The following is a 24,623-nucleotide window of genomic DNA, read 5'->3' on the forward strand; positions in this document are numbered from 1 at the left end:
CGGTTTTTGCTCTTTTCCTTCCCCCGATCCGGCATTAGAGCCACAGGCTCCGGCTTCTGACCGGCCTGTCGCGGGAATGTTGGCTCATACGTGGCAATGCAGGTCTGCAAAGCAGAGCGGAGACCGCAGGAGGCAACGTGGCGCATATCATCGTCGTGGGAAATGAAAAGGGCGGGTCGGGCAAGTCCACGACCTCCATGCACGTGGCCACCGCCCTCGCGCGGATGGGGCATCGCGTCGGCACGATGGATCTCGACCTGCGCCAGCAGAGCCTGGGACGCTATATCGAGAATCGCCGCGCCTTCTGTGCAAGAAAAGGCCACGCGCTGGCGATCCCCGACTATGTCAACCTGCCCGAGATCGCGCCGGAAGACGTGCCCCAAGGGACGAATATCAACGACCACCGGCTGGCGCTTGCCGTGCAATCGCTGGAGCCGGAATCCGATTTCATCCTGATCGACTGCCCCGGTTCCCATACGCGTCTTAGCCAGATGGCCCATGCCATGGCCGATACGCTGATCACGCCGCTCAACGATTCCTTTGTCGATTTTGACCTCCTGGCACGGACCCGACCGGAAGATGGCGCCATTCTCGGGCCGTCGGTCTATTCGGAAATGGTCTGGTCGGCGCGCCAGACACGTGCGCAGGCGGGCCTGCCCCCGATCGACTGGATCGTGACCCGCAACCGGCTGGGCTCGCAGCAGATGCACAACAAGCGCAAGGTCGGCGAAGCGCTCGGAAAGCTCTCGAAACGGATCGGCTTTCGTGTCGCGCCGGGCTTCAGCGAAAGGGTGATCTTCCGGGAACTCTTCCCGCGCGGCCTGACCTTGCTGGACCTGCGAGACATCGGCACGGATCGGCTGAACCTGTCCAATATCGCCGCCCGCCAAGAGGTGCGGGACCTGGTCAAGACGTTGAACCTGCCGGGCGTGAAGGTGAAGTTCTAGCCCAACCGGGCCAGCCGCCGAACGAAGGGATCCGCTTCCAGGCGTTCCTGTGCGCGACCGGACAGCTTCACGTCCTGCGCCCATTCGGAGCCAAAGCGCTGTGCCGCCGCCAGCGGGCGCGAGACGACCCGCCTCCCCTTAGCGAAGGGGAGCTTGCAGGGAGCGTTTTCTGCCGTTTCCTGTTCACGGGTCTCTGCGGATTGCGATCCGTCGTCTGGAACAGCTGTGGAAACGACGAGTTTGGGAGACGGTGTCAGGACGATCTTGAGCGTCTCGGCTCCGTTGGTGCCATCCGCCATTTCCGGCACATAGGGCGAGATCCGAATGCAGCCAGCACGGTTTGCCCGCACAGCCTTCGCCGCGCGAAGCTGACTGCGAAAAAGCAACAGAACCCCCAACATCGCACAGATGGATCCAACCGCACCAGGCAATGCCACCAGATCCGGCCAGTTGAGCTTCACGAACTCGACCGAACTGCAGCAGGCAGCTCCAAGGCCGATCATCGGAACGGCCAATCTGCGGCCGATATTGGCTTGCGCTACATCAGAAGTCACGGGGCGTCTCCCTGCCTATCTCACTCAACGTTAGCGAGAAAACGAGGCCCGTTTGTGGCAGCATGCCGGCAGGTCGGACAAATAGGTTAAGGCCGCGGACCCGCTCAGCACGCGGATCCCTGCGGCACCGGTTCAAGGGCGATACCCGCCACCTGCAACGGCGGCAGGCCGGAACGCCCGATCACGCGCAGAGCCGCGTCCTCAAGGAAACAGCCCGCGACCAGAGCGTAGAAGATGGGGACGTCACTTGCACACGCCCAGAGCGTGGGGCGCGCGCGTTTCGGTTGTCATTCACCATGGACGATCAGGGGATCTGGCTAAGCCGCTCTTCCAGGACCTCAAATGGAACGGCCGGTTCGTTCTTGGCGCCGCGGATGACCAGCGATGTCTTGACACTCGCGACATTGGCGGCCGCTGTCAGCTCCTCGGTCAGGAAGCTCTGGAAGGTCGACAGGTCTGGCGAGACGCATTTCAGGATGAAGTCGATTTCGCCATTGAGCATGTGGCATTCGCGCACAAGCGGCCATTCCCGGCATTTCTGCTCAAAGGCCGAAAGGTCCGCCTCTGCCTGGCTGCTCAGGCCGACCATGGCAAAGACCTGGACCTCGAAACCCAGTTCGCGCGGGTCGACGTCGGCGTGATAGCCGCGAATGAAACCGGATTCCTCGAGCGTGCGGACCCGTCGCAGGCAGGGCGGCGCCGAAATTCCCACTCGCCGGGCCAGCTCGACATTGGTCATTCGACCGTCAGCCTGCAGCTCGGCGAGGATGTGGCGGTCGATCGGATCAAGTTTGGAACCCGGCATGCAGCCCTCCTGAATTTCGCGAACTGTAGCCAGACCACCCCAAAAGCGCAACAATGTTTCGCAACTGCGCAACATTTGTCCGGTTTGTTCTGGGTGCATAGCTCTACGGAAGGTGCAGAAAAGCCGGGGCTTCCGGTATCGGCAAAGCCTGCTTATATCCAGCGGGACGCCGTTTCGGCACCGCTTTTTGCTCATTGGAGACCAGAATGTCCAGCACTCGCCATACCAAAGTTCTTATCATCGGCTCCGGCCCGGCCGGATACACGGCCGCGGTCTATGCCAGCCGCGCCATGCTGGACCCCATTCTTGTTCAGGGCATTCAACCGGGCGGGCAGTTGACCATCACGACCGAAGTGGAGAACTGGCCCGGCCTGGTCGAGGTCCAGGGGCCTGATCTCATGGTGCAAATGGAAGAGCATGCCCGCGCTGTCGGCACCGAGATCATTGGCGATCACATCAATTCCATCGACCTGTCGCAGCGTCCCTTTACCGCGATTGGCGACAGCGGCACGACGTATTCCGCCGACGCTTTGATCCTTGCGACAGGGGCGCAGGCGAAATGGATCGGCATGCCGGGCGAGCAGAAATTCCAGGGTTTCGGCGTCTCGGCCTGCGCTACCTGCGACGGTTTCTTCTATCGCGGCAAGGAGGTCATCGTGATCGGCGGCGGCAATACGGCCGTGGAAGAAGCGCTGTTCCTGACCAATTTCGCCTCCAAGGTGACGCTGGTGCATCGCCGCGATTCCCTCCGTGCGGAGAAAATCCTGCAGGATCGTCTGTTCAAGAACCCAAAGGTCGAACTGGCCTGGGACACCACCCCCGAGGAGATTGTCGGCTCCGAGAACCCGCTCAGCGTCGAGGGGTTGCGGGTCAAGAACGTCAAGACCGGCGAAGAGAGCACCATTCCGGCCGCTGGCGTCTTTGTTGCCATTGGTCATGCCCCGGCCTCGGAACTGGTCAAGGACCAGCTGGAGACGCATATGGGCGGCTACGTGGTGACGAAACCGGATTCCACGGCGACGTCGATTCCGGGGGTCTTTGCCGCGGGCGATCTTACGGACCACCTGTATCGCCAGGCCGTAACCTCGGCCGGGATGGGCTGCATGGCGGCGCTGGAAGCAGAACGGTTCCTGTCCGAACAGGACTGATCACGCGCGACGCTTTTCTCAAGCATAGAAAAAGACTGGATAGCACGACCGGCCGCCCTGGGTTGCCGGTCGTTTTTTTCGTGCCGTGATCGTATGGGTGCGATTAACCACTTTCACAGATACCGGAACTTTTTTCCTTTTCCGAGAACGTGAAACATGCAATGTGTTCACGCGTGAACACATATTGAGTCGCAAATGCATTTCGCTGAAGAAAAATCCATTTCGCCGGAAGAAGAGGACCTGCTCTTTCGGATGTTGCGCCAGCTTGACCTGGCGCCGGAGGCTTCGCAGCGCAGTACCGCCACGGCACTCGGGATTTCTCTCGGGCGCCTGAATGCGCTTCTACGCGCTGCGGTGGAGGCCGGACTGGTCACGATCGGCGAACGCGCAGGGCCCGACAAGCGACAGCGTTTTTCCTATTCCATCACCTCGCGCGGGGCCGCCGAGCAATTACGCCTGCGCGACAAATTCCTCTCCCGCAAATTCGCAGAGTACGACGCTCTGCACGCAGAACTGACCGGTACGTCCAGCGGTCTCAACCCCTTCCAACACAGGACAAACCCTATGCAGAACAACCTGGCTCCCATATCCGAGCTTTACGTTTCCTACGAGAGCGCCCAGAAGCTCAAGGTCGAGGCGGCGGATCTCGTCTCCTGGGATCTGACCCCGCGTCAGATCTGCGACCTCGAACTGCTGATGAATGGCGGTTTCAGCCCGCTCAAGGGCTTTCTCTCCGAAGAGGATTATAACGGCGTCGTCGAGAACATGCGCCTCGCCGATGGCTCGCTCTGGCCGATGCCGATCACGCTCGACGTCTCCCAGAGCTTTGCCGACAAGATCGAGCCGGGCCAGGATATCGCGCTGCGCGACCAGGAAGGCGTGATCCTTGCCATCCTGTCGATCTCCGACAAATACGTGCCGAACAAGGCGCGAGAGGCCGAGAAGGTCTTCGGTGCCGATGACCAGGCGCACCCCGCCGTCAACTACCTGCACAATGTCGCCGGCCCCGTCTATCTCGGTGGCCCGATCACCGGCATCCAGCAGCCCGTGCATTACGACTTCCGCGCCCGCCGCGACACGCCCAACGAATTGCGCGCCTATTTCCGCAAGCTCGGCTGGCGCAAGATCGTCGCCTTCCAGACGCGCAACCCGCTGCACCGCGCCCACCAGGAGCTGACCTTCCGCGCCGCCAAGGAATGCCAGGCCAACCTGCTGATCCACCCCGTCGTCGGCATGACCAAGCCGGGCGACGTGGACCACTTCACCCGTGTGCGCTGCTACGAGGCCGTTCTGGACAAGTACCCGGCCGCCACCACGACCATGAGCCTGCTGCCGCTGGCCATGCGCATGGCCGGCCCGCGCGAGGCGGTCTGGCACGGCCTGATCCGCAAGAACCACGGCGTGACGCATTTCATCGTTGGCCGCGACCATGCCGGTCCGGGCAAGAACTCCGCCGGCGAGGATTTCTATGGTCCTTACGACGCGCAGGACCTGTTCCGCGAGCACGAGGCCGAGATGGGCATCGAGATGGTGCCGTTCAAGCATATGGTCTTTGTGCAGGAGCGTGCCCAGTACGAGCCGATTGACGAGATCGCCGACAAGGACAAGGTCACCATCCTCAACATCTCCGGCACCGAACTGCGCCGCCGCCTGGCCGAGGGACTGGAGATCCCGGACTGGTTCTCCTTCAAGGACGTGGTCAAGGAACTGCGCCGCACCAAGCCGCCGCGCTCCAAGCAAGGCTTCACCGTGTTCTTCACCGGTTTCTCCGGCTCCGGCAAATCCACGATTGCCAACGCGCTGATGGTCAAGCTGATGGAGATGGGCGGCCGCCCGACGACGCTTCTGGATGGTGACATCGTGCGGAAGAACCTGTCGAGCGAGCTGGGCTTCTCCAAGGAGCACCGCGACCTCAACATCCGCCGCATCGGCTATGTCGCCTCCGAGATCACCAAGAATGGCGGCATCGCCATCTGTGCCCCGATCGCACCCTACGCCACGACGCGCCGCGCCGTGCGCGAGGACATCGAGGAATACGGTGCCTTCGTCGAGGTCCATGTCGCAACCTCCATCGAGGAATGCGAGAAGCGGGACCGCAAGGGCCTCTACAAGCTCGCGCGTGAGGGCAAGATCAAGGAATTCACCGGCATTTCGGATCCCTATGACGTGCCCACGAACCCCGAGCTGAGCCTCGACACCGAGACGGTCGATGTCGATTACTGCGCCCAGCAGGTTCTGCTGAAGCTCGAGAGCATGGGCCTCATCGCCGGTAGCTGATCCTGCCCACGGCCTCGATCAAGACAAGAAACAACGCCCGCCACCCTCCGTGGCGGGCGTTCGCTTTTGGAACCGCGCTAGCCGGCCGGAACCAGCCGGAACATGGCATTCGCGGGCGCTGGCCGGGATCAATGAAGTTTTCAACAAAATACCCGATTTCTGCCTCCACTTGCGCCCGCTTGGGACCGCAAGTGGAAGCGTTACGAGTTCTTTTCTGCGTGGGTAGACATGACCAAAAGCGATTATTCGAGTTTCTGGACAACCGGCATCTGGGTGCTTCTGCGTTACCTGGCCCTGCCGATCCTGATAGCAACCGCCGTCTATACCTTCGGCGGGCCGCAGCAACGCTCACGGATCAACTACCGGCTCTACGCTTTCGTCCAGCCGTTGCACGAAACATATCTCGAAATGACCGGACGCTCGGACCTTCTCAAGGAACGGGTGCATGTCCGCGACCCCGATCTCGCGGACGCTTCAGTTGTGAAACTGGATCAATTGCCGATCGCCGCCACAGTACCCGTCGTCAACCTCAGGGACCTGCCGGAGCTGGAAGGCCCCGGCCGGGTGAGACTGAACGATTTGCCGGAGCCGGTCGAAGACACGGTCGTCTTTCTCCTGACCAGGCCCGAGGCGCAGCTTGCCGTCACGACTTCTCCGCGGCCGCACTCGCGCCCGCTGTCGGAAGAGCCGCAAGGCTGACCGGACCACCCGCGCGCGTTCAGTGGACGTTGACCGGCATCATGTCGTTCTGGCGCGCAAGCTCAAAGGCGAGCCGCCGGCCCTTCACCAGCGCAAGCCGCTGTCCGTTGGTGTCATGCACCGAGTAAAGAACATCTTCGTCGCCAACCTGTTCGCGGACTTCCTCGGGAAGATCCGCAACCTCGACCGGACGCACATAGACAATTGGCTGCCCGCCATGTTCTTCGCTGTCGAAAGGAAGCTTGTAGTCCATTTGCCCCTCCTTACGTTCGGTTGATTTCGATCGTCTGCACGACCGTATCTGGCTGCACCTGCTTGAGATCCACATGCAGCAGCCCGTTTTCCATCGTCGCGCCGGCCACTTCCACCCCGTCGGCTAGAACGAAGCTACGCTGGAATTGCCGCGCGGCGATTCCGCGATAGAGAAAGACGCGTTCCCCGGCCTCCTCGGCCTGCCGCCCGCGGACCACGAGCTGGCGGTCCTCGACAGTGATCGACAGGTCTTCTTCGGCAAAGCCGGCCACGGCAAGCGTGATCCGATAGGACCGCTGCCCGGATTGTTCGATATTATAGGGGGGATAGCCGTCATTTCCGGCCTTGGCCGTCCGTTCGACGAGCCGTTCCAGCTGTTCGAATCCCAAAAGGAAGGGATGGGAACCCAAAGAGGTCTTTGTCATGGGGCACGTCCTTTCATGAAGCGACCATGCGGTTTTCGAGCCCCGAAACCGGGCACCCGAGGAAGAATATGGGATCAGGTGCCTCGGGGCGCAAGGTTGCGCTTGGCGGAACGCCCCCCAAGGCACTATGTTCGTTCTGTTATCGCGCAAAGTTGACGCAAGGCCGGCATGAACGCACCCACCGAAATGGATCCACTTGAGGTCAAACACGTGAAGCTCCGGGTTCTGATCCGGGAGCATCGCGACCTTGACGATGCGATCACGGCACTGGAAGGGACCGGCACTGCCGATCCCCTTACCATTCGTCGGCTCAAGAAGCAGAAACTGTCCCTGAAAGACCGGATCGCGGTGCTGGAAGACCAGATAACCCCCGACATCATCGCCTGAGGCAACACAGGCGATTGCAACGGCCCTAGCGGCTGATATGGTGCGCGCTCCGTTCAGCAGGAGAGTATGATGCCGGAGCCGAAGGTGGGAATCATCATGGGCAGCCAGTCCGACTGGCCGACCATGAAGGAAGCCGCGAAAATTCTCGATGAATTGAACGTGCCCTACGAGGCCCGCATCGTCTCGGCCCACCGAACACCCGACCGTCTCTGGGCCTACGGCAAGAGCGCGGCGGAGCGCGGGCTGAAAGCGATTATCGCGGGTGCCGGCGGGGCGGCCCACCTGCCAGGTATGGTCGCGTCCAAGACGCGCGTACCCGTGATCGGCGTGCCGGTGCAGACCCGCGCGCTGTCGGGCGTCGACTCGCTCTATTCCATCGTTCAGATGCCAAAAGGCTTCCCGGTTGCCACCATGGCCATCGGCGCGGCGGGGGCGGCCAATGGCGGGCTGATGGCTGCAGCGATCCTGTCCAACGAGGATCCGGAACTGGCCGAGCGGCTGGACGCCTGGCGCGCCGCGCTCTCGGCCTCGATCCCGGAGGAACCGGTCGATGATTGAGCACCTGCCCGCCGGCGCCACCATCGGCATTCTTGGCGGCGGTCAGCTTGGCCGCATGCTCTCGGTTGCCGCCGCCCGGCTCGGCTACAAGACCCATATCTTCGAGCCCGGCGCGGCCCCTGCCGCCGATGTCGCGGCTGCCTGCACCCATGCCGCCTACGAGGACACGGAGGCGTTGGAGGCCTTTGCCCGTAGCGTCGACGTCGTGACCTTTGAATTCGAGAATGTCCCCGCCGAGGCGCTCGACCGGATCGAGGCGATCAAGCCGTTGCGCCCCAACCGCAAGGCGCTCTCGGTCAGCCAGGACCGGCTAACCGAGAAGGACTTCCTCTCCGGCCTGGGCCTGCAAACCGCGCCCTATGCCAATGTCGAAAGCCTTGAGGACCTGACCGAGGCACTTAAAACCATCGGTTGCCCCGCGATCCTGAAAACCCGCCGGCTCGGCTATGACGGCAAGGGTCAGGTGCGCATCACCGTCCCCGAGCAGGCGGAAGAGGCTTTCGACGCGATGAAGGGCGCCCCGGCCGTGCTTGAAGGTTTTGTCGATTTCTCGACGGAGATATCGGTCATCGCCGCGCGCGGGCTCTCGGGCGAAGTGTCCTGTTTCGATCCGGGCCAGAACCTGCACGAGGGCGGCATCCTGCGCCGCACCACCGTGCCGGCGCCGATCCCTGCCCGCCTGCGCACCGACGCCGTGCTGATGGCTGGCCGGATCCTGAACGAGCTGGATTACCTCGGCGTGCTGGGCGTCGAGCTGTTCGTCACCAGCGCTGGCCTCGTGGTCAACGAGATCGCCCCACGTGTTCATAACTCCGGTCACTGGACGCAGAATGGCTGCGCCGTGGACCAGTTCGAGCAGCATATCCGCGCCGTCACCGGCTGGCCGCTGGGCGATGGGAGCCGCCATGCGGATGTGGTTATGGAGAACCTTATCGGTGACGACATGGACCGCGTCCCCGCACTCGCGGCGGACAACGCGGTCGCGCTGCATCTATATGGCAAGACCGAGACCCGCCCGGGCCGCAAGATGGGCCATGCCAACCGGATCGGGCCGCGCAGCGCCTGACGCACCCATCACTCTTCGAGGCGAAAGACCTTTTCGCGGGCGGCCTGCCCGCGGATCAGGGACAGGCTGGAGGGCGCCACGCCGAGCGCCTTGGCCAGCAGCTTGCGCACATCCGCATTGGCCTTGCCGCCTTCGGGCGCGGTCGTGACGTAAATCCTCAACCCTTCAGGCGTTTGTTCGATCGCATTGCGCGAGGCTTTCGGCGTCACCCGAACCGCGATCTCGCTCCCCGGCACCGCGAACTGGCTAAGCGCGCCCTTCTTCATCAACCTCTTCCCGTTGGCCCCTTGTGCTCCTAGGGTAGCACCGGGCCGAGGGGAGAACCACAATGACCACAGGGTTTTACTGGGATGAACGCTGCTTCTGGCATGGCGGCGGAAACTACGCGCTGACCCTGCCCGTGGGGGGGCTGGTCCAACCCATTTTCGGCGGATTGCCCGAAAATCCGGAAACCAAGCGGCGGCTGCTCAACCTGATGCGCGTGACCGGGCTCGACCGCCACCTGTCCATGCGCGGCGGAGAGCCCGCGACCGAGGCAGAACTCGCCCGGGTTCACCCGCGCTCTTACCCGTCCGAATTCCGCTCCCTTTCCGCGCAGGGTGGCGGTGAACTTGGCCTGCGCGCGCCCTTCGGCCAGGACGGCTACGAGATCGCGGCCCTTTCGGCTGGCCTCGCCCGAACGGCCCTGTTCGACGTGCTTAAGGGCGCGGTCGACAACGCCTATGCGCTCTCCCGCCCGCCGGGGCATCACTGCCTGCCCGAGTTTCCCAACGGGTTCTGCCTGCTGGCCAATATCTCCATCGCGATCGAGGCCGCGCTGGCCGAGGGGCTGGCCGAACGAGTCGCGGTTGTCGACTGGGATGTGCATCACGGCAACGGAACAGAAGCGATCTTCTATGATCGTTCCGAAGTGCTCACCATCTCGGTCCACCAGGAACACAACTACCCGCTCGATACCGGCGATGCTGAGGATCGTGGCGCCGGTGCGGGTCTCGGAACGAACATGAACATCCCCCTGCCGCCGGGCACCGGGCACCGCGGCTATCTTGCCGCCTTCGACCGGCTGGTGCTTCCGGCGCTGGAGGATTTTCGACCCGATTGCATCATCGTTGCCTGCGGCTACGACGCGAGTGCCTTCGATCCGCTGGCCCAGATGATGGCCAGTGCGGACACTTACCGGTGCCTGACTGCGCGGGTGAAGGAGGTCGCCGAAGATTTGTGCGACGGCCGGCTCATGCTCGTGCATGAAGGCGGCTATTCCGAGGTTTACGTGCCCTTCTGTGGCCATGCTGCGCTGGAGGCGCTCTCCAATGCCCCGGTGACGGCTCCCGATCCCATGGCCGATACCGTCGCCACCCGCCAACCGGGACCGCGGCATGACAGAATGATAGACGAACTGTTGTCTGATCTGGAGGATCTGTTCGGGAATCCCTAACTAGGAACGACAAACCCCAAGGAGGTTTCATGCCCGAGTCCAACCAGGCCGTTCTCGATTTTCTTGCTACACGGCGCTCCCGCCCGGCCAAGACGCTGACAACGCCGGTGCCCGACGGCACGCAGCTGCGCGAGTTGCTGACCATTGCCGCGCGCGCCCCGGATCACAAGAAACTGGAGCCTTGGCGCTTCATCGTGCTGGAGAAGCCGGCGCTCGAACGGCTTGCACTGCTGGTTTCGGATCGCGCGCTGGCGCTCGGGATCGCCCCGGAGAAGGCCGAGAAGATGGTTCGGCAATTCGCCGATGCCGATCTGGTGGTGACTGTAATAGGCGTGCCGCGGCCCGACGATGCGGTGCCGGAGATGGAACAGATCCTCTCCGTGGGCGCAGTCTGCCAGAACCTTCTGGCGGCTGCACTGGCCGCCGGTTGGGGCGCGAACTGGCTCACCGGATGGGCGGCGTTCGACCGTCCCTTTGTCGATGCCGGTCTGAAGCTGAGGCCCCATGAATTCGTCGCAGCCTTTCTCCATATCGGCACCGAGACCATCGCACCGCCGGAACGCCCCCGCCCGGATATCGAGGCCATTACCGAATGGGTTCGCAAGTGAACGTGGTTTCAGACTTCACAAAGGCCATCAACCAGCTCTCGGACCGCCGCTTCATGCGGGTCTTCGTGCTGGGCGTCGGGCTGACCATCGCGCTGCTGGCAGCCGCGACCTGGGGCATGGTCTGGCTGGTTGGCGGGTTGGTGCCGGAGAGCTTCACCATTTTCGGCTACGGCTTCGGCCGGCCAGATGCGCTGCTCTCGGCGGCAACCATCGGTGTCATGCTGGTGGCGTCGGTCTTCCTTATGGTGCCGGTGGCCTCCGCCTTTACTGGCTTCTTCCTTGATGACGTGGCCGCCGCCGTGGAGTCCCGCTATTACCCCTATCTGCCACCCGCGGACCCGGTCCACTGGGGCGAGGCGATGAAGGATTCGATAAACTTTCTCGGCGTGATCATCGCCGTGAACCTTGTCGCGCTGATCCTCTATTTCATGGTCGGCCCCTTTGCGCCGATCATGTTCTGGATGGTCAACGGCTTCTTGCTCGGGCGGGAATACTTTCAGCTTGTCGCCATGCGCCGGGTCGGCCGCGAGGGCGCACGCGCCGCGCGGAAGCGTCACATGCCCACGATCTGGCTGGCAGGAACCCTGATGGCCGCACCGCTATCGATTCCGATCGTGAATCTCTTCGTGCCGATCCTCGGCGCAGCAACGTTCACACACCTCTACCATCGGCTGGAAACGCAAGGCGCGGCGGCGGCTAAGTCTCGCTAGGAACCTTGTCCCAGTTCTCGCGGAAGTAATCCCACTCGTCGACCTTGGTGCCGTCGGGGAGGATACAGTAGCCGCGTTGACCATCGGCTTCCGTTTCGATCACGGATTGACCGCCATTCTCGACGCAAAAGACCGAGGCGGGGTTTGCCAGACCAACGTCGCCCGCCGCCTTGGCGAGAACCGGAAAGGCGCAGAGCGCGAGGGCGAGGTAAAAAAGGGGTTTCATCTCAGTTCTCCGAAGTCGATTGGGTCCCGCTACCGGGGCCGAACCTACTGTAGAGGTCGAAATCGTCAATCGTGATGGTGTCCGTGAGGATGATCGCGCAGGTGATCGCCCAAAGCGGCAGGGCGATGATTGTGACGATCTTCGCCTTGCGCTTGAGTTGTGGGTTCGTCGGCGCCGAGGCCGGCGTGCCCGGGACAACCTCCCCCGCCTCGCCCTGCGTCTTCAGCCGGAGCGGCAGCACGATGAACAGCACCATGAACCAGATCACGGCCAGCAGGACGAGCGCGGAGGTAATCGCCATTTAGAGTGTTTCCCGTTCTATTCCAAATCAGCATGTAGCGGCAAATGCGCCGGAGCCAAAGGCGAAAGGCCGCCTTCGCCGTTACGATCTGAACGGGAAACCTCTCAGCCGACCTGTTCGAGTTCGATCAGGCAGCCGTTGAAGTCTTTCGGATGCAGGAAGAGGACCGGGTTCTTGTGCGCGCCGATCTTGGGCTCGCCATTGCCGAGCACACGGGCACCCTTTTCCAACAGCGCGTCACGGGCGGCGATGATGTCGGTCACTTCGTAGCACATATGGTGGATGCCGCCGGCCGGGTTCTTGTCGAGGAAGCCCTGGATCGGGGATTTCTCGCCCAGTGGGTAGAGAAGTTCGACCTTGGTGTTGGGCAGCTCGATGAAAACGACGGTCACACCGTGATCCGGCTCGTCCTGCGGCTCGCCGACCTTGGCACCGAGCGTATTGCGGTACTGCTCGGCGGCGGCTTCGAGATCCGGAACGGCGATGGCGACGTGATTGAGACGTCCGATCATTTTGCGACTCCTTTGAGGGGGTGATAAGCGTTTCGCGCGCCTTATCGCGCCGGTTGGGCAGGTTTCGCAAGGCTTGTCGCCTGCGGCGCAGCGTCCGTTTACCCCCTGTTAGGCAGAATCACCCTCAATTGGGAGCAACTGAGGAAAGGGAAGGACAATGACGGATGAACTCACCTCCCGGCTGAACGCGCGCAAACCGACGCCGGAACGTCCCCTGCTCGGGCTGACCGTTCTCGTGGTCGAGGATAGTCGTTTTGCCTGCGAAGCCATACGCCTGCTCTGCCTGCGCAGCGGGGCGCGCATTCGCCGGGCGGACTGTCTTGCTTCCGCGCATCGCCACCTTGCCGTGTACCGGCCGAGCGCCGTGATCGTAGATATGGGCCTGCCCGATGGTTCCGGGGCAGACCTGATCCGGGAACTGGCCGCGTCGGATCAGCGCGTTCCCGTCATTCTCGGCACCAGCGGCGAAAGCCTCGCGGAGACAGATGCGCTGGCCGCCGGAGCCGACGGTTTTCTGGAAAAACCCATCACCAGCCTTGCAAGCTTCCAAAATGCCGTTCTCGCCCACCTGCCGTCGGACGAACACCCGCGCGGGCCCCGGATGGTGAGCGCAGACAAGATAGCCCCGGATCCGATCGCGTTGCGGGATGACCTCTCCCACATCGCATCGGTTATCGCGCATCCGATGGACAGCGATCAGATGGAATACGTGGCGCAATTCCTGTCCTCGGTCGCCCAGAGCGCCGGCGATTCCGACCTGGCCTCTGCGGCTGTCGCGCTGCAATCCGCGGTCCATAATCGCCTTCCGCCGCGCACTGCGCTCGGAGACATCAGCGATCTCGTGGATATGCGGCTGACCGGGACCGGCCCGATCTGAGCAGACGCCCCGGCGAACAGGTTTCGTGCAGGACGCTCGGCACGGCAGAACAGACAATTCCGCCGTGCCAGGTTTGCCGCGTTATTCCTGTGGGATGACCCGCAGCGAAAGTTCGCGCAGCTGTTCGTTGCTGGGCTCGGAAGGCGCGCCCATCATAAGATCTTCGGCCCGCTGGTTCATCGGGAAGAGCATGACCTCGCGGATGTTCGCCTCATCGGCCAGCAGCATGACGATCCGGTCGATCCCGGCCGCGCAGCCACCGTGCGGCGGGGCGCCGAAGCGGAAGGCGTTGACCATGCCGCCGAAGCGCTTGATCACTTCTTCCTTCGGATAACCGGCCAGCTCGAACGCCTTGAACATGATCTCCGGACGGTGGTTCCGGATCGCGCCCGACAGGATCTCGTAGCCGTTGCAGGCCAGGTCATACTGGTAGCCGAGCACCTCCAGCGGGTCGCCTTCGAGCGCTTCCAGCCCGCCTTGCGGCATGGAGAAGGGGTTGTGCTCGAAATCGATCTCGCCGGTCTCGTCGTCCTTTTCGTAGATCGGGAAATCCACGATCCAGGCAAAGGCGAAGCGGTCCTTTTCGGTCAGGCCGAGCTCGTTGCCGATCACGTCGCGCGCCTTGCCGGCGACCTTTTCGAAGACAGACGGCTTACCGCCAAGGAAGAAGGCCGCGTCGCCCACACCAAGGCCGAGCTGCTGGCGGATGGCCTCCGTGCGTTCCGGGCCGATATTCTTGGCCAGCGGTCCCGCGGCTTCCACAGGACCACAGTAGAGTTCATTTAAACTCTCGGCCTTTCTCCGATCCAAAGAATCGCCGGACTGAAGTAGCCTCGCGATTGTTTCCAGCGCGTTCTGAGTGTCTTCGGTGTTGCCCTGAAGTTCCGACAAGTCGGCTTCACCTGTTTCAATCCAGGATTTGACTACACTATAGGCTTGGGAGGCAGGGCGCGCTCGCCAGAAGATGTAGCCCATCCCCGGCAGGCCCTCCTGCTGGGCGAACTTGTTCATCCGGTCGCAGAACTTGCGCGATCCGCCCGTGGGAGCCGGAATGGCGCGGATCTGGGTGCCGTCCTGCTCCAGCAGCTTGGCAAAGATGGCAAAACCCGAGCCGCGGAAATGCTCGGAGACCTCCTGCATCTTGATCGGGTTGCGCATGTCCGGCTTGTCGGTGCCGTACCAGAGCGCGGAATCGCGATAGGAGATCTGCGGCCAGTCAGCGGCGGCGTCGACCTTGCGGCCACCGCCGAACTCCTCGAAGACGCCAGCCAGAACCGGGGCTATCGCGTCGAACACGTCCTGCTGCTCGATAAAGGACATCTCCATGTCGAGCTGGTAAAAATCGGTGGGCGAGCGGTCGGCGCGCGGGTCCTCGTCGCGGAAACAGGGCGCGATCTGGAAATACTTGTCGAAGCCGGCGACCATCATCAGCTGCTTGAATTGCTGCGGCGCCTGCGGCAACGCGTAGAACTTGCCGGGGTGCAGACGCGAGGGCACGAGGAAGTCGCGCGCGCCCTCGGGCGAGGAGGCGGTGATGATCGGCGTCTGGTACTCACGGAAATCCTGCGCCCACATGCGCTTGCGCATGGAGGCCACGACATCGGAGCGCAGCTTCATGCTGGTCTGCATCTGCTCGCGGCGCAGGTCGAGGTAGCGATAGCGCAGGCGGGTTTCTTCCGGGTATTCCTGATCGCCGAAGACCATCAGTGGCAGCTCTTCGGCGGCGCCGAGCACTTCCATGTCGCGGATGAAGACCTCGACTTCGCCCGTGGGAAGCTTCGGATTGACCAGATCATCTGCCCGCGCCATCACGTTGCCGTCGATGCGAATACAAAATTCCGAGCGCAGTTTCTCGACCTCGGCAAAGACCGGGCTGTCGGGGTCGCACAGGACCTGGGTGATCCCGTAATGGTCGCGCAGGTCGATGAAGAGGATGCCGCCATGGTCGCGGATCCTGTGGACCCAGCCGGAGAGACGAACGGTATCACCCACGTTTTCGCGGGTGAGATCGGCGCAGGTCATGCTGCGATAGGCGTGCATATCGGGGCCCTTTCGGCGGAATTCGACGGTTCGGGCCGATACAGCGCTTGCCGCGCGGGATGTCAAGCCAAGCTGGCCGATTCCGTGGACATGTGGCGGCTCACTGCAAGATATCTCACGCGCGCGCAGCGCGCGCCACGCCCGACGGGAGGAGCGCATCTTCGATGCAGCGACGACGGGAGGGAAGCCCCCCGGAGCCGTGAAAAAGACCGGATCATTCTTCTAGGAACAGGAACGCTTGATCGGGGGGCTCCCGCCGGTCCTCCTATCCGCGCGTTCCGCGCGCTCAGGGGACGGTTGGGGGTGGCCCGCCTTCGGCGGGTCTAGGGCGCGGCACTACTTGAGAATCGGGGGCGCGTCGGGATCCATACCGGGCGGAGAAATCTCGGTGATCTCGTGTTTCGGCGGCTCGGGCAGCTCGAATCGCAGGCCGACGCGCGCCAGCCGCGCCGTGATCGGATCGTTGGCCGCGAAAAAGGCCACGTCCATCTCGCCGGCTTCCAGCCCGGAGAAGGTCAGCGCCTCACTCGCCGCCGTGGCCAGCGCGTTCTCCGCGCCCGGGACCGCATCGACAAAGGCCAGCATATGCGTTTGGCGGCCGCTCTCGTAGCGCACACCAGCGAGGTAGACGAGCCTGGCAAGCCCCGCCGCCGTTGCGAGCTTTGTATCCAGCCCGGCGAGAAGCGCCTCGGGCACATTGCCGGGCGGCAGCAACTCGTCCGGGCGTTCCTCGGCCTGTTGAGGTGCATGCTCCAGCGTCTGGGCGAGCCAGTCCACGGCTTCCGCGGGCAGGACGATCTCCGACCCTTCCGTGCCGAGATTGACGCCAAGCCCGATCCCCTGCCCCGCCAGCAGCTTCACTGCCTGACGCCCGGAGAGCGCTGCGAAATGCGCTGGCTTTCCGAGAAAATCTCCCAGCCGCGACTCCCTGTCGAAGACGAGCACCACCGAGCCGTCTTCCAGCGGGAAGAGCTGCGGAGCGATACTGTCATCTTCCGCTTCCTTCTCCAGCAGAAGGAACAGCTCGGAATCGGCCAGCCGCTCGTAGAACCGCAGCCGCGCCGCGCCATCTTCCGGCGCGGCCATCATCGCCGCATGGGCCGCGTCCAGGGGTGTTGTCTCGTCGCTCATGCCATCACCTCTCGTACCCGTTCGCGCAGCACCGGCAGGAGCTCCGCCTCGAACCAGGGGTTTTTCTTCAGCCACGCCGTATTGCGCCAGGACGGATGGGGCAAGGGGAAGGTTTCGGGCGCAAAGTCGCGCCAAGCGGCCACGGTACGCGTGACGCCGCCCGAAGCGGCCGCTTTCAGGTGGTATTTCTGCGCGTAGCCGCCGACGAGGATGGTCACCGCGAACGGGCCGGCATGGGCCAGTACGGCGTCGCGCCAAGTCTTCGCGCAGATTGCCGGTGGCGGCAGGTCCGCTCCCTTGGCGTAGCCTGGAAAGCAGAAGGCCATGGGGATGATCGCCACCCGATCGCGGTCGTAGAATGCGTCGCGCCCGAGACCGAGCCAGTCGCGCAGCCGGTCACCGGACGGGTCGTGAAAGGGGATGCCCGCCGCGTGCACTCGCGCGCCCGGCGCCTGTCCCGCGATCAGGATCCGCGCACCAGGACGAAACCAGACAACCGGGCGCGGTTCATGCGCCGTCTCGGTCTGTGCGAATCTTTGAGCGCACAGGCGGCAGGACTCGATCCTCGGAACAAGCTCTTGAACAGGCACTTCGCCATACGCTCCACGACATACCACTGGTAACAGTGGGACTATTTTACTATTGCGATATTTCTAGAAATATAGAAATATCATCTTATGACCGACCAGACCCCCAGCTCCGTTCCCCTGGAACTAGCCGCCTCCACTTTCGCCGCGCTTGGCTCCGAGCAACGCCTGATGGTGCTACGGACCCTCGTGCGCGCCGGGCCGGAGGGGCTGCCCATCGGAAAGCTGGGTGAGCGCAGCGGTGTGACGGGCTCCACGTTAACCCATCACGTCAAGATCCTGAACCAGGCCGGGCTTGTCCACCAGAGCAAGAAGGGGCGTAGCGTGATCTGCGCCGCGGTTGCCTATGACGAGATCCGGACGCTCTCCGAATTCCTCCTCTCCGAATGCTGCGCCGATTGCGACGCCCCTGCCGAAGGCCACAACCATGAGTGACACGACCCAAACCCCTCCCCGCCTGCCCACGTTTTGGCGGCGGACCGACAAGGTCTGGCTGTTCATCGCCGCAATTCCGCTCGCTGTCGCCCTGTTCGACACGCCTCAGACGTTTCCTACGATCGAATTCGCCCTCGGCGCACTCGGCCACACCGCGCCCTTCATCATCTTTGCCGTGCTCGCCGTGGCGCTGCTGAAGGCAACCGGGGCCGAAAACCTGCTGGCCCGCGCCTTCGAGGGGCGCGAGGTGCGCATGATCTTCCTCGCTGCCGTTGCGGGCGGACTGTCGCCCTTCTGTTCCTGCGAGGTCATCCCCTTCATCGCCGCCATGCTGGCGCTCGGCGCGCCGCTTTCGGCGGTCATGGCCTTCTGGCTATCCTCGCCGCTGATGGACCCGGCCATGTTCCTGATCACCTCCGGCACGCTGGGCTGGGAATTCGCGCTCGCCAAGACGGTCGCGGCAATCGGCCTAGGCTTGCTCGGCGGCTTCGGCGTGCGCCTGTTTGCCAACACACCCGTCTTTGCCGATCCTCTGCGCAAAAAACCTCAAACGGGCTGCGGCAGCAGCTGTGGATGCGGCAAACCCTTCTCGGGCAAGCCGGTCTGGAAATTCTGGCCGGACCCTGAGCGGCGTACCGCCTTCTGGGCCTCGATCCGCGAAAACGGCCCGTTCCTGTTCAAGTGGCTGCTGCTGGCTTACCTGCTGGAGGCGCTGATGCTGGAATACGTTCCGGCGGAGGCCATCGCGCAACTGCTTGGCGGCGAGGGGATCCGGCCGGTCCTGCTTGGTGCCATCGTCGGCGCGCCGGCCTATCTGAATGGCTATGCCGCGGTGCCGCTGATCGATGCCCTTCTGCAACAGGGCATGGCGAATGGCGCGGCGATGTCCTTCGCGCTGGCCGGTGGCATCAGCTGTGTCCCGGCGGCTGTGGCCGTCTGGGCATTGGTCAAGCCCCGGGTCTTCGCTGGCTACCTGGGCTTTGCGATGATTGGCGCCCTGCTGGCCGGCCTGAGCTGGGGCGCCATCGCCTGAAGGCGCCCGAACGAGCATACGCAAAGCGGCCATCGGGTCGCTTTGCGTCCATTTTGCCTAAATTCTTGCAGTATTCCCAATTTGGCAGACATAATGGCGCCAAAAATCAGGGCCATAGTTAACCGCAATGAAATGCCGTCGGGTCGAAAGTGACGGCCAGGCAGGCCGGAACCGGTAAATGATCGAGTTTGACAACGTGAGTAAGTCCTTCTGGACGGGCACGCAGCGCAAGGTGATTCTTGATCGCGCCAACCTGCGCGTGGAAATCGGCCGCTCACTTGGAATCCTCGCCCCCAATGGCACCGGCAAGACGACCATCATCAACATGATGGCCGGGCTGGAAAAACCCGATGAAGGCGAGATCCGGCGCTCCAGCCGTGTTTCCTTCCCGCTGGGCTTCATGGGCGGCGTGGTCAATCGGCATAGCGGCACGGAAAATGCCCGCTATATCGCGCAGCTCTACGCGTTGGACCCCGATTACGTCGAAGCCTTCGTGCGCTGGATGTGCAATCTGGAAGAGTATTTCGACATGCCGGTTGGCACATACTCGACCGGTATGCGCGCGCGCTTTTGTTTCGCGCTCCTGCTGGCGCTGGATTTCGACATCTACCTGATCGACGAGGGGATGCCCAATTCCGCCGATGTGGAATTCAACCGCAAGGCCGGCTCCATCCTGCGAGAGCGGCTGACCAAGACGACGATCGTGATCGTGTCGCACCAGCCCAAGACCCTTGAGAAATTCGCCCGTAGCGCCGCGGTGCTGCGAGGTGGCAAACTACACATGTTCGACACCCTGGAAGAGGCAGCACAGCTTTATGACTACAAAGGCTAAGAAATATCGCCTCAGACGGGGTGCCCCGCTGGCAGAAGCGGGTGAAACGCCCGCCACGGCCGCGCAGGACACCGCCTCCGCACAGGCATCCCGGCCCGCTCGGTCGGGCGAGATCGACACGCCCCAGGAAGTCGCCTCGGAGGCCGATATTGCCGCGATCCGAAAGGAAGGCCTGACTGGCCGGCAGCTTCGCATGGCCCGCCGCACGGCACAGAAACACGGACTGGCGCCGACCTCGGATTTCGACGCGGTACGCCTGCTGCGTGCCAGGGGGATCGACCCGTTCCGCCGCGCGCCCATGCTCGAACTGGTCTCCAACCAGAACGGCCCGGCATCTGGCAGCCAGATCCAGCTTCCGCAGACGGTGGTGCGCTCCGCGCCGCCGGCCTTGCCCGGCCACACCGTCGTTCCGCCCACCGACCAGGCCGAGGAGATTTTCCGGATCCAGCGCGACATTGCCGCGCGCCGCCGGCGCAAGAGCCTTCTGCTACTGGTCCGCCTGGCCGTTTTCGTCCTTCTTCCCGCACTTCTGGCGGGCTGGTATTTCGCGTTTCGGGCGACGCCAATGTACGCGACGAAATCCGAGTTCGTGATCCAGCAGGCCGATTCTGCCGCATCGGCCAGCCTGGGCGGCCTGTCCCAGGTCGCCAGCCTCACCGTGATTCAGGACAGCACGACCGTGCAGTCCTATCTGCAATCGCGCGACGCGATGATGCGGCTGGACGACGAGTTGGGCTTCAAGGCACATTTCTCGCAGGATTGGATCGACCCGATCCAACGCCTCGAAGCCGATGCCACCAACGAAGCTGCCTATCGCCTGTATCAGCGCAATGTGAAGGTCGGCTATGACCCGACCGAGGGCATTCTGAAGATGGAAGTCATCGCGGCCGATCCGGCGGTAAGCCAGGGTTTTGCCGAGGCGTTGATCGGTTATGCCGAGCAACAGGTCGACAACCTGTCCCAACGCCTGCGCGAAGACCAGATGTCCGGTGCCCAGGACAGCTACGCGGATTCGGAACAGAAGGTGCGCGATGCGCAGCAGAAAGTGCTCGCCCTGCAGGAGGATCTCGGCGTGATCGACCCGGCGACCGAGACCGGTGCGCTGATGCAGCAGATCACGAAATTCGAGATGCAGCTTTACGAGAAGCAACTGCAACTTGAACAACTCAAGGCCAACTCGCGGCCGAACGCGGCGCGCATGAGCGGCGTCCAGGGGGACATCGCGAGACTGGATGCGTTGATCGAGCACCTGCGATCGACCATGACGGAAAGCGGCACCGGGGAGGCTTCGCTTGCCCGCATCACCGGGCAGCTACGCATCGCCGAGGCCGAGTTGGCAACCCGGCAGCTCCTGCTGCAGCAGGCCGCGCAGCAGCTCGAACTGTCTCGGATCGAGGCCAATCGCCAAGTGCGCTACATGGCGGTCGGCGTTCGGCCTGTTGCACCGGACGAGCCCACCTATCCCCGCGCCTTCGAAAATACCTTGCTGGCATTCCTCATCTTTGCGGGTATTTATCTGATGATATCGCTGACCGCTTCGGTGCTGCGAGAACAGATATCGTCCTGACGGACGGACGGAGGTTTCCATGATCGATGTGACCGTCGGTGATCTGGTGATCGGCAATGATCGCCCTCTCACCGTGATCGCCGGCCCTTGCCAACTCGAATCGCTCGATCACTCCCTGATGATCGCCTCTGCCCTCGCCGCAGCCTGCGCCGAGGCTGAGCTCGGCTTCGTCTTCAAGGCCTCCTATGACAAGGCCAACCGGACCTCGCTCTCTGGTCGTCGCGGCCCCGGCCTTGAGACGGGCCTGGAAATGCTGGCCGAGATCCGGGCCCGGGTCGGTTGCCCGGTTCTGACCGACATCCACAGCCCGGAGCAATGCGCCCCGGCTGCCGAAGCGGTGGATATCCTGCAAATCCCGGCCTTCCTCTGCCGTCAGACGGACCTGCTGCTCGCCGCCGGCGAGACCGGCGCGGTCGTGAATATCAAGAAGGGCCAGTTCCTCGCCCCCTGGGACATGCAGAACGTGGCGGATAAGGTTGCCTCGACCGGCAATCGCCGGATCTTGCTGACCGAGCGCGGCAGCAGCTTTGGCTACAATGCGCTGGTCGCGGACATGCGCAGCCTGCCGCAGATGATGGGCACAGGCTATCCCGTGGTCATGGACGCAACCCATGCCGTGCAACAGCCCGGCGGGCTCGGCGGCTCCAGTGGCGGACAGCGCGAGTTTGCCCCGGTCATGGCCCGCGCCGCCACCGCGCTCGGTATTGCCGCGGTATTCATCGAGACCCACGACGCCCCGGACGAGGCCCCGTCCGACGGACCCAACATGATCCCCTTGCGCCAGATGCCGGAACTCCTGGGTGTTCTCGCCTCCATCGACCGTATCGCCAAGGCCAGCCCGATCCGCCTTTGAATCACCGGGAACGATTTATAGGTTTTTTTTTCGAAGAAGGGCTTGCGAGGGTCTACAGCAGCAAGTAAGAAGCCCTCCGCTGCTGGGGTGTAGCCAAGTGGTAAGGCAGCGGTTTTTGGTACCGTGTATCGTAGGTTCGAATCCTACCACCCCAGCCAGTGGATCCAGCGACAAGTTCTAATGACCTCCGGGAGCGGCTGGGAGGCCGGAAGTGCCCCAGTTAATGCCCCGACACCCGAGACACCCGTTTGCAGTGGAACGGGTACGACGGGTGCCGAGGTTTAGGCGGCTGGTGGAGGCATAGCCACCGCCTCAGTTAGATCAACCGGAAGTCCACCCCGTTCGCCCGGAAGTCCACATCGTCCCAGTGGTTCTCCCGATGGTCCCCTAGCTGCATGTGGTCGGGGTTGATACATCGTCGGTTATTGCACCGGTGACGTACCACCTCCGTGCTGTTGGCGGCATAGTGGTTGAACAAGCAGAAGATGAACCGATACGCCCTTTCCTGACGACCAAGGAACCGAAGCTTCTGCGGACTGATCGTCTCAGTGACGTAGCAACCGTTCTCATCCACGGTGGCTTCATCCAGCAGTGAGTTGGCCCTCGCAAGAGCCTCCTCGTAGTGGTTTCTTATCACATCTTCAAACCACGCTCTGCCATGGTCTCGGAATTCAATATACGGACTATCACTCATCGATGATCTCCACGTCGATGTCGTAGAAACCTCCTGAATTGTCCACGATCTTACTCTTATAGCCGTCAGGACCATGAACGTGGCCTCGATCGACCCAGTAGCCGGGATGGACCCAGATAGATCTGGCGTAATCCTTGGCTCCCCATTTGACCTTTTCGTTTCGCCATCGAAGTTCGATCATGAGGTGACGTAGTCGGTTCACGTTACTGCCCATGTCTTTCTTTAGGAACTCAACGAGGTCTTCCTGCGGTACCGCGAACTGCTTGATGGCTGCAAGATGCTCCTCAAGTTGCTCCAGGGCTACTTGCCGAGACGCGCTCTGGATCTGCCGCATGATCGGGTTTGACATTGTGGCGAGGTTCAGGCTCGTGGGGTCGAACTCACCCGCCTGCTGGTGCTTCATCAGCCTAAGATAGAGAGCGGCCAGACTTTTCTCATCGTCCATGCGCTGACGAACCCGACCGACCATCTCCCGGAACTCCTTCGCTCGGGGGCCAGAGGCATGACCATCGTGATCGACGTCGATGACGTAGTATCGGCGATCATCAGCCTCGATCCACATAGGGAGGTGATTGGAAGTGAACAGGAAACAACAGTACTGCCTGACCCGCTGCACCTCTCTTCCCTTTGCCTCTGAGGACGTGACTTCCTCGGTGATGTAGGTCTTCAGCGTGTTTCCCTGAGACGAGTCGGACTTGAGCTTCAGTTCCTCCGATACCACCAGCTTGCTCTGAAGCATCGGCAGGTTGAACCGGCTGGTGATCTTCTCGACACTGTTCTGAGTAAACGAGTTCTGCTCACCGAATAGGCGAGTGACCAACTGGCAGAGGGTACTCTTCCCCGTTCCCTTGCTTCGCGAACAAAGGAAAATAGCCCATCCCGGTTTCTTGGCTTCGTATTGGAGGTTCCACGAAAGCCAATCCGTGAAGACCCTGCGATCGGGCTCGTGAGGAAAGCTGGCCTCCAGAAACTGATCGAACCAAGAGGTGTCGGTGTCCATTGGTAGCAGATCGCGGTACCGGGGACGTCTCCAGGTGTTAAGAGTTACGAAGCCGTCATTCGGTATTATCCTGCGATGGTCGTCAGGGCGGCAAACGAAGGTCCCATCCCACACTTGGATCGACTGTTCTGCGTTGCTGTGCTTATCCTCGATAGCTCGCTGGTAGACCGCCTTGATCAGCTCGTTGGATAGATCGATGCCGGGGAAATGCTTCCGGAAACGGTAAAGCGATGCTCTTTCTATGTCGTTCTTGGAAATCGTGTTGGCCGGGTTATCGGCGAGTTGGTACTTATTCTCCCGTCGGACGTACCAGTCAGCCATCGCTTTGCTGAGTGCAGCGATATCCTCCTCTCGTGGCTCCTCCGGTTTCGGCTTCGGGACGGGCCTAGTATGCTGCTTGTTGGGTTTTTCGTTGACAGTATTCGGTTGGATAGTTCCTGAAAAATCTAATGGTTTCAAAACTCTATGTTTTACCTTCTTTTCCACCCTATTGCGGCTAGAGTGGCGGCCCCGGACGAGTTAATAAAAAGATTAGTTCAGATTAGATAGGGTTCGTCCGGACTAACGCAGGTGGGAATGCGTGGATCAGGTTTCAAGCCCTTCAGAGAAAAATGTCTAGGGGACCATCGGGAGAACCACTGGGACGATGTGGACTTCCGGGCGA

At 62.4% G+C, this 24,623-nt stretch carries 28 protein-coding genes and 1 tRNA gene; 17 read left to right on the forward strand and 12 right to left on the reverse strand.

The features are described 5' to 3' along the window. Positions 1 to 137: 137 nt before the first annotated feature. On the forward strand, positions 138 to 947 hold the full coding sequence (locus tag AX756_RS12230; protein ID WP_068311542.1) for a division plane positioning ATPase MipZ: 810 nt from the start codon (positions 138 to 140) through the stop codon (positions 945 to 947). Here AX756_RS12230 and AX756_RS12235 read toward each other — a convergent pair. Next, on the reverse strand, positions 944 to 1,501 hold the full coding sequence (locus AX756_RS12235; RefSeq protein ID WP_156461479.1) for a hypothetical protein: 558 nt from the start codon (positions 1,499 to 1,501) through the stop codon (positions 944 to 946). The two genes, AX756_RS12230 and AX756_RS12235, sit on opposite strands and share 4 nt — an antisense overlap. 304 nt (positions 1,502 to 1,805) lie before the next feature. Then, a complete protein-coding gene (locus AX756_RS12240) occupies positions 1,806 to 2,306 on the reverse strand; it encodes an Lrp/AsnC family transcriptional regulator (protein WP_068311546.1) in 501 nt (166 codons plus the stop codon). A 206-nt stretch (positions 2,307 to 2,512) separates the two neighbouring features. On the opposite strand from AX756_RS12240, the gene trxB reads away from it, so the two are divergent. The 3 genes from trxB (at position 2,513) to AX756_RS12255 (ending at position 6,430) form a co-directional block, all read left to right on the forward strand. Further along, the gene (trxB, locus tag AX756_RS12245; RefSeq protein ID WP_068311548.1) at positions 2,513 to 3,454 is read left to right on the forward strand and encodes a thioredoxin-disulfide reductase; all 942 of its coding nucleotides are present in this window, start codon (positions 2,513 to 2,515) and stop codon (positions 3,452 to 3,454) included. A gap of 195 nt (positions 3,455 to 3,649) precedes the next feature. Next, positions 3,650 to 5,731 (forward strand): bifunctional sulfate adenylyltransferase/adenylylsulfate kinase, encoded by a 2,082-nt coding sequence (locus AX756_RS12250; RefSeq protein ID WP_068311550.1) that lies wholly within the window; start codon positions 3,650 to 3,652, stop codon positions 5,729 to 5,731. A gap of 228 nt (positions 5,732 to 5,959) precedes the next feature. Then, positions 5,960 to 6,430: a hypothetical protein gene (locus AX756_RS12255; protein WP_068311552.1), complete on the forward strand. Its 471-nt coding sequence runs from the start codon at positions 5,960 to 5,962 to the stop codon at positions 6,428 to 6,430. A 19-nt stretch (positions 6,431 to 6,449) separates the two neighbouring features. On the opposite strand, the gene AX756_RS12260 is transcribed toward AX756_RS12255, so the two are convergent. Continuing rightward, positions 6,450 to 6,683, reverse strand: a complete 234-nt coding sequence (locus AX756_RS12260; RefSeq protein ID WP_068311553.1) for a DUF1150 family protein — start codon at positions 6,681 to 6,683, stop codon at positions 6,450 to 6,452. A gap of 10 nt (positions 6,684 to 6,693) precedes the next feature. Beyond that, entirely contained in the window at positions 6,694 to 7,107 is a 414-nt protein-coding gene (locus tag AX756_RS12265) for an Hsp20 family protein (protein ID WP_068311555.1), read from the reverse strand. A gap of 168 nt (positions 7,108 to 7,275) precedes the next feature. Here AX756_RS12265 and AX756_RS12270 point away from each other — a divergent pair, with 168 nt between their 5' ends. From AX756_RS12270 to AX756_RS12280, 3 genes are all read left to right on the forward strand, one after another. Next, positions 7,276 to 7,494 carry a YdcH family protein gene (locus AX756_RS12270; RefSeq protein ID WP_068311557.1) on the forward strand — a complete coding sequence of 73 codons (219 nt, stop codon included), beginning with the start codon at positions 7,276 to 7,278 and terminating at the stop codon, positions 7,492 to 7,494. Positions 7,495 to 7,563: 69 nt separating this feature from the next. Beyond that, a complete protein-coding gene (purE, locus tag AX756_RS12275; protein ID WP_068311559.1) occupies positions 7,564 to 8,052 on the forward strand; it encodes a 5-(carboxyamino)imidazole ribonucleotide mutase in 489 nt (162 codons plus the stop codon). Beyond that, positions 8,045 to 9,118 carry a 5-(carboxyamino)imidazole ribonucleotide synthase gene (locus tag AX756_RS12280; RefSeq protein WP_068311561.1) on the forward strand — a complete coding sequence of 358 codons (1,074 nt, stop codon included), beginning with the start codon at positions 8,045 to 8,047 and terminating at the stop codon, positions 9,116 to 9,118. Before purE ends, AX756_RS12280 begins: the two co-directional genes overlap by 8 nt. Before the next feature lie 8 nt (positions 9,119 to 9,126). On the opposite strand, the gene AX756_RS12285 is transcribed toward AX756_RS12280, so the two are convergent. Beyond that, positions 9,127 to 9,384, reverse strand: coding sequence for a DUF167 domain-containing protein (locus AX756_RS12285; protein ID WP_068311563.1), 258 nt, complete (start codon positions 9,382 to 9,384; stop codon positions 9,127 to 9,129). Between the two features lie 62 nt (positions 9,385 to 9,446). Here AX756_RS12285 and AX756_RS12290 point away from each other — a divergent pair, with 62 nt between their 5' ends. The 3 genes from AX756_RS12290 to AX756_RS12300 are packed head-to-tail and all read left to right on the forward strand — an operon-like array spanning position 9,447 to position 11,871. Next, positions 9,447 to 10,553, forward strand: a complete 1,107-nt coding sequence (locus tag AX756_RS12290; RefSeq protein ID WP_068311565.1) for a class II histone deacetylase — start codon at positions 9,447 to 9,449, stop codon at positions 10,551 to 10,553. A gap of 29 nt (positions 10,554 to 10,582) precedes the next feature. After that, complete coding sequence (locus AX756_RS12295) at positions 10,583 to 11,161, forward strand: nitroreductase family protein (protein WP_068311567.1); 579 nt, start codon at positions 10,583 to 10,585, stop codon at positions 11,159 to 11,161. Next, on the forward strand, positions 11,146 to 11,871 hold the full coding sequence (locus AX756_RS12300; RefSeq protein ID WP_156461480.1) for an EI24 domain-containing protein: 726 nt from the start codon (positions 11,146 to 11,148) through the stop codon (positions 11,869 to 11,871). Before AX756_RS12295 ends, AX756_RS12300 begins: the two co-directional genes overlap by 16 nt. Here the strand turns inward: AX756_RS12300 and AX756_RS12305 are convergent. The 3 genes from AX756_RS12305 to mce form a co-directional block, all read right to left on the reverse strand. Further along, the gene (locus AX756_RS12305; RefSeq protein WP_068311569.1) at positions 11,858 to 12,097 is read right to left on the reverse strand and encodes a putative hemolysin; all 240 of its coding nucleotides are present in this window, start codon (positions 12,095 to 12,097) and stop codon (positions 11,858 to 11,860) included. The genes AX756_RS12300 and AX756_RS12305 overlap by 14 nt on opposite strands. Position 12,098: 1 nt before the next feature. Continuing rightward, on the reverse strand, positions 12,099 to 12,398 hold the full coding sequence (locus AX756_RS12310; RefSeq protein ID WP_068311571.1) for a DUF1467 family protein: 300 nt from the start codon (positions 12,396 to 12,398) through the stop codon (positions 12,099 to 12,101). 104 nt (positions 12,399 to 12,502) lie between these two features. Further along, entirely contained in the window at positions 12,503 to 12,910 is a 408-nt protein-coding gene (gene mce, locus AX756_RS12315) for a methylmalonyl-CoA epimerase (protein WP_068311573.1), read from the reverse strand. 157 nt (positions 12,911 to 13,067) lie between these two features. Between mce and AX756_RS12320 the strand changes: the two genes are divergently transcribed. Continuing rightward, positions 13,068 to 13,787: a response regulator gene (locus tag AX756_RS12320; RefSeq protein WP_068311575.1), complete on the forward strand. Its 720-nt coding sequence runs from the start codon at positions 13,068 to 13,070 to the stop codon at positions 13,785 to 13,787. 81 nt (positions 13,788 to 13,868) lie between these two features. On the opposite strand, the gene aspS is transcribed toward AX756_RS12320, so the two are convergent. The 3 genes from aspS to AX756_RS12335 all read right to left on the reverse strand — a co-directional run bounded on the left by aspS (position 13,869) and on the right by AX756_RS12335 (position 17,548). Beyond that, complete coding sequence (gene aspS / locus AX756_RS12325; protein WP_068311577.1) at positions 13,869 to 15,827, reverse strand: aspartate--tRNA ligase; 1,959 nt, start codon at positions 15,825 to 15,827, stop codon at positions 13,869 to 13,871. Positions 15,828 to 16,163: 336 nt separating this feature from the next. Next, on the reverse strand, positions 16,164 to 16,958 hold the full coding sequence (locus AX756_RS12330; protein ID WP_068311579.1) for an SseB family protein: 795 nt from the start codon (positions 16,956 to 16,958) through the stop codon (positions 16,164 to 16,166). Next, complete coding sequence (locus tag AX756_RS12335) at positions 16,955 to 17,548, reverse strand: uracil-DNA glycosylase family protein (protein WP_068311581.1); 594 nt, start codon at positions 17,546 to 17,548, stop codon at positions 16,955 to 16,957. The genes AX756_RS12330 and AX756_RS12335 overlap by 4 nt, the downstream gene beginning before the upstream one ends. 87 nt (positions 17,549 to 17,635) lie before the next feature. On the opposite strand from AX756_RS12335, the gene AX756_RS12340 reads away from it, so the two are divergent. The 6 genes from AX756_RS12340 (at position 17,636) to AX756_RS12365 (ending at position 22,423) form a co-directional block, all read left to right on the forward strand. After that, positions 17,636 to 17,980 carry an ArsR/SmtB family transcription factor gene (locus tag AX756_RS12340; RefSeq protein WP_068311583.1) on the forward strand — a complete coding sequence of 115 codons (345 nt, stop codon included), beginning with the start codon at positions 17,636 to 17,638 and terminating at the stop codon, positions 17,978 to 17,980. Next, on the forward strand, positions 17,973 to 19,013 hold the full coding sequence (locus tag AX756_RS12345) for a permease (protein WP_068311585.1): 1,041 nt from the start codon (positions 17,973 to 17,975) through the stop codon (positions 19,011 to 19,013). The genes AX756_RS12340 and AX756_RS12345 overlap by 8 nt, the downstream gene beginning before the upstream one ends. 178 nt (positions 19,014 to 19,191) lie before the next feature. Beyond that, positions 19,192 to 19,845, forward strand: a complete 654-nt coding sequence (locus tag AX756_RS12350) for an ABC transporter ATP-binding protein (RefSeq protein ID WP_068311587.1) — start codon at positions 19,192 to 19,194, stop codon at positions 19,843 to 19,845. Then, positions 19,829 to 21,412, forward strand: coding sequence for a KpsE/RkpR family capsule polysaccharide export protein (locus AX756_RS12355; protein WP_068311589.1), 1,584 nt, complete (start codon positions 19,829 to 19,831; stop codon positions 21,410 to 21,412). The genes AX756_RS12350 and AX756_RS12355 overlap by 17 nt, the downstream gene beginning before the upstream one ends. Positions 21,413 to 21,431: 19 nt before the next feature. Beyond that, the gene (kdsA, locus tag AX756_RS12360; RefSeq protein WP_068311591.1) at positions 21,432 to 22,265 is read left to right on the forward strand and encodes a 3-deoxy-8-phosphooctulonate synthase; all 834 of its coding nucleotides are present in this window, start codon (positions 21,432 to 21,434) and stop codon (positions 22,263 to 22,265) included. 83 nt (positions 22,266 to 22,348) lie between these two features. After that, positions 22,349 to 22,423, forward strand: a tRNA-Gln gene (locus AX756_RS12365). 528 nt (positions 22,424 to 22,951) lie between these two features. Here AX756_RS12365 and AX756_RS12375 read toward each other — a convergent pair. Next, positions 22,952 to 24,445, reverse strand: coding sequence for a primase-helicase family protein (locus AX756_RS12375; RefSeq protein WP_156461482.1), 1,494 nt, complete (start codon positions 24,443 to 24,445; stop codon positions 22,952 to 22,954). Positions 24,446 to 24,623: the final 178 nt, after the last annotated feature.

The organism is Aliiruegeria sabulilitoris, assembly GCF_001558155.1.
In the GTDB taxonomy this organism is placed as follows: Bacteria; Pseudomonadota; Alphaproteobacteria; order Rhodobacterales; family Rhodobacteraceae; genus Tropicimonas; species Tropicimonas sabulilitoris.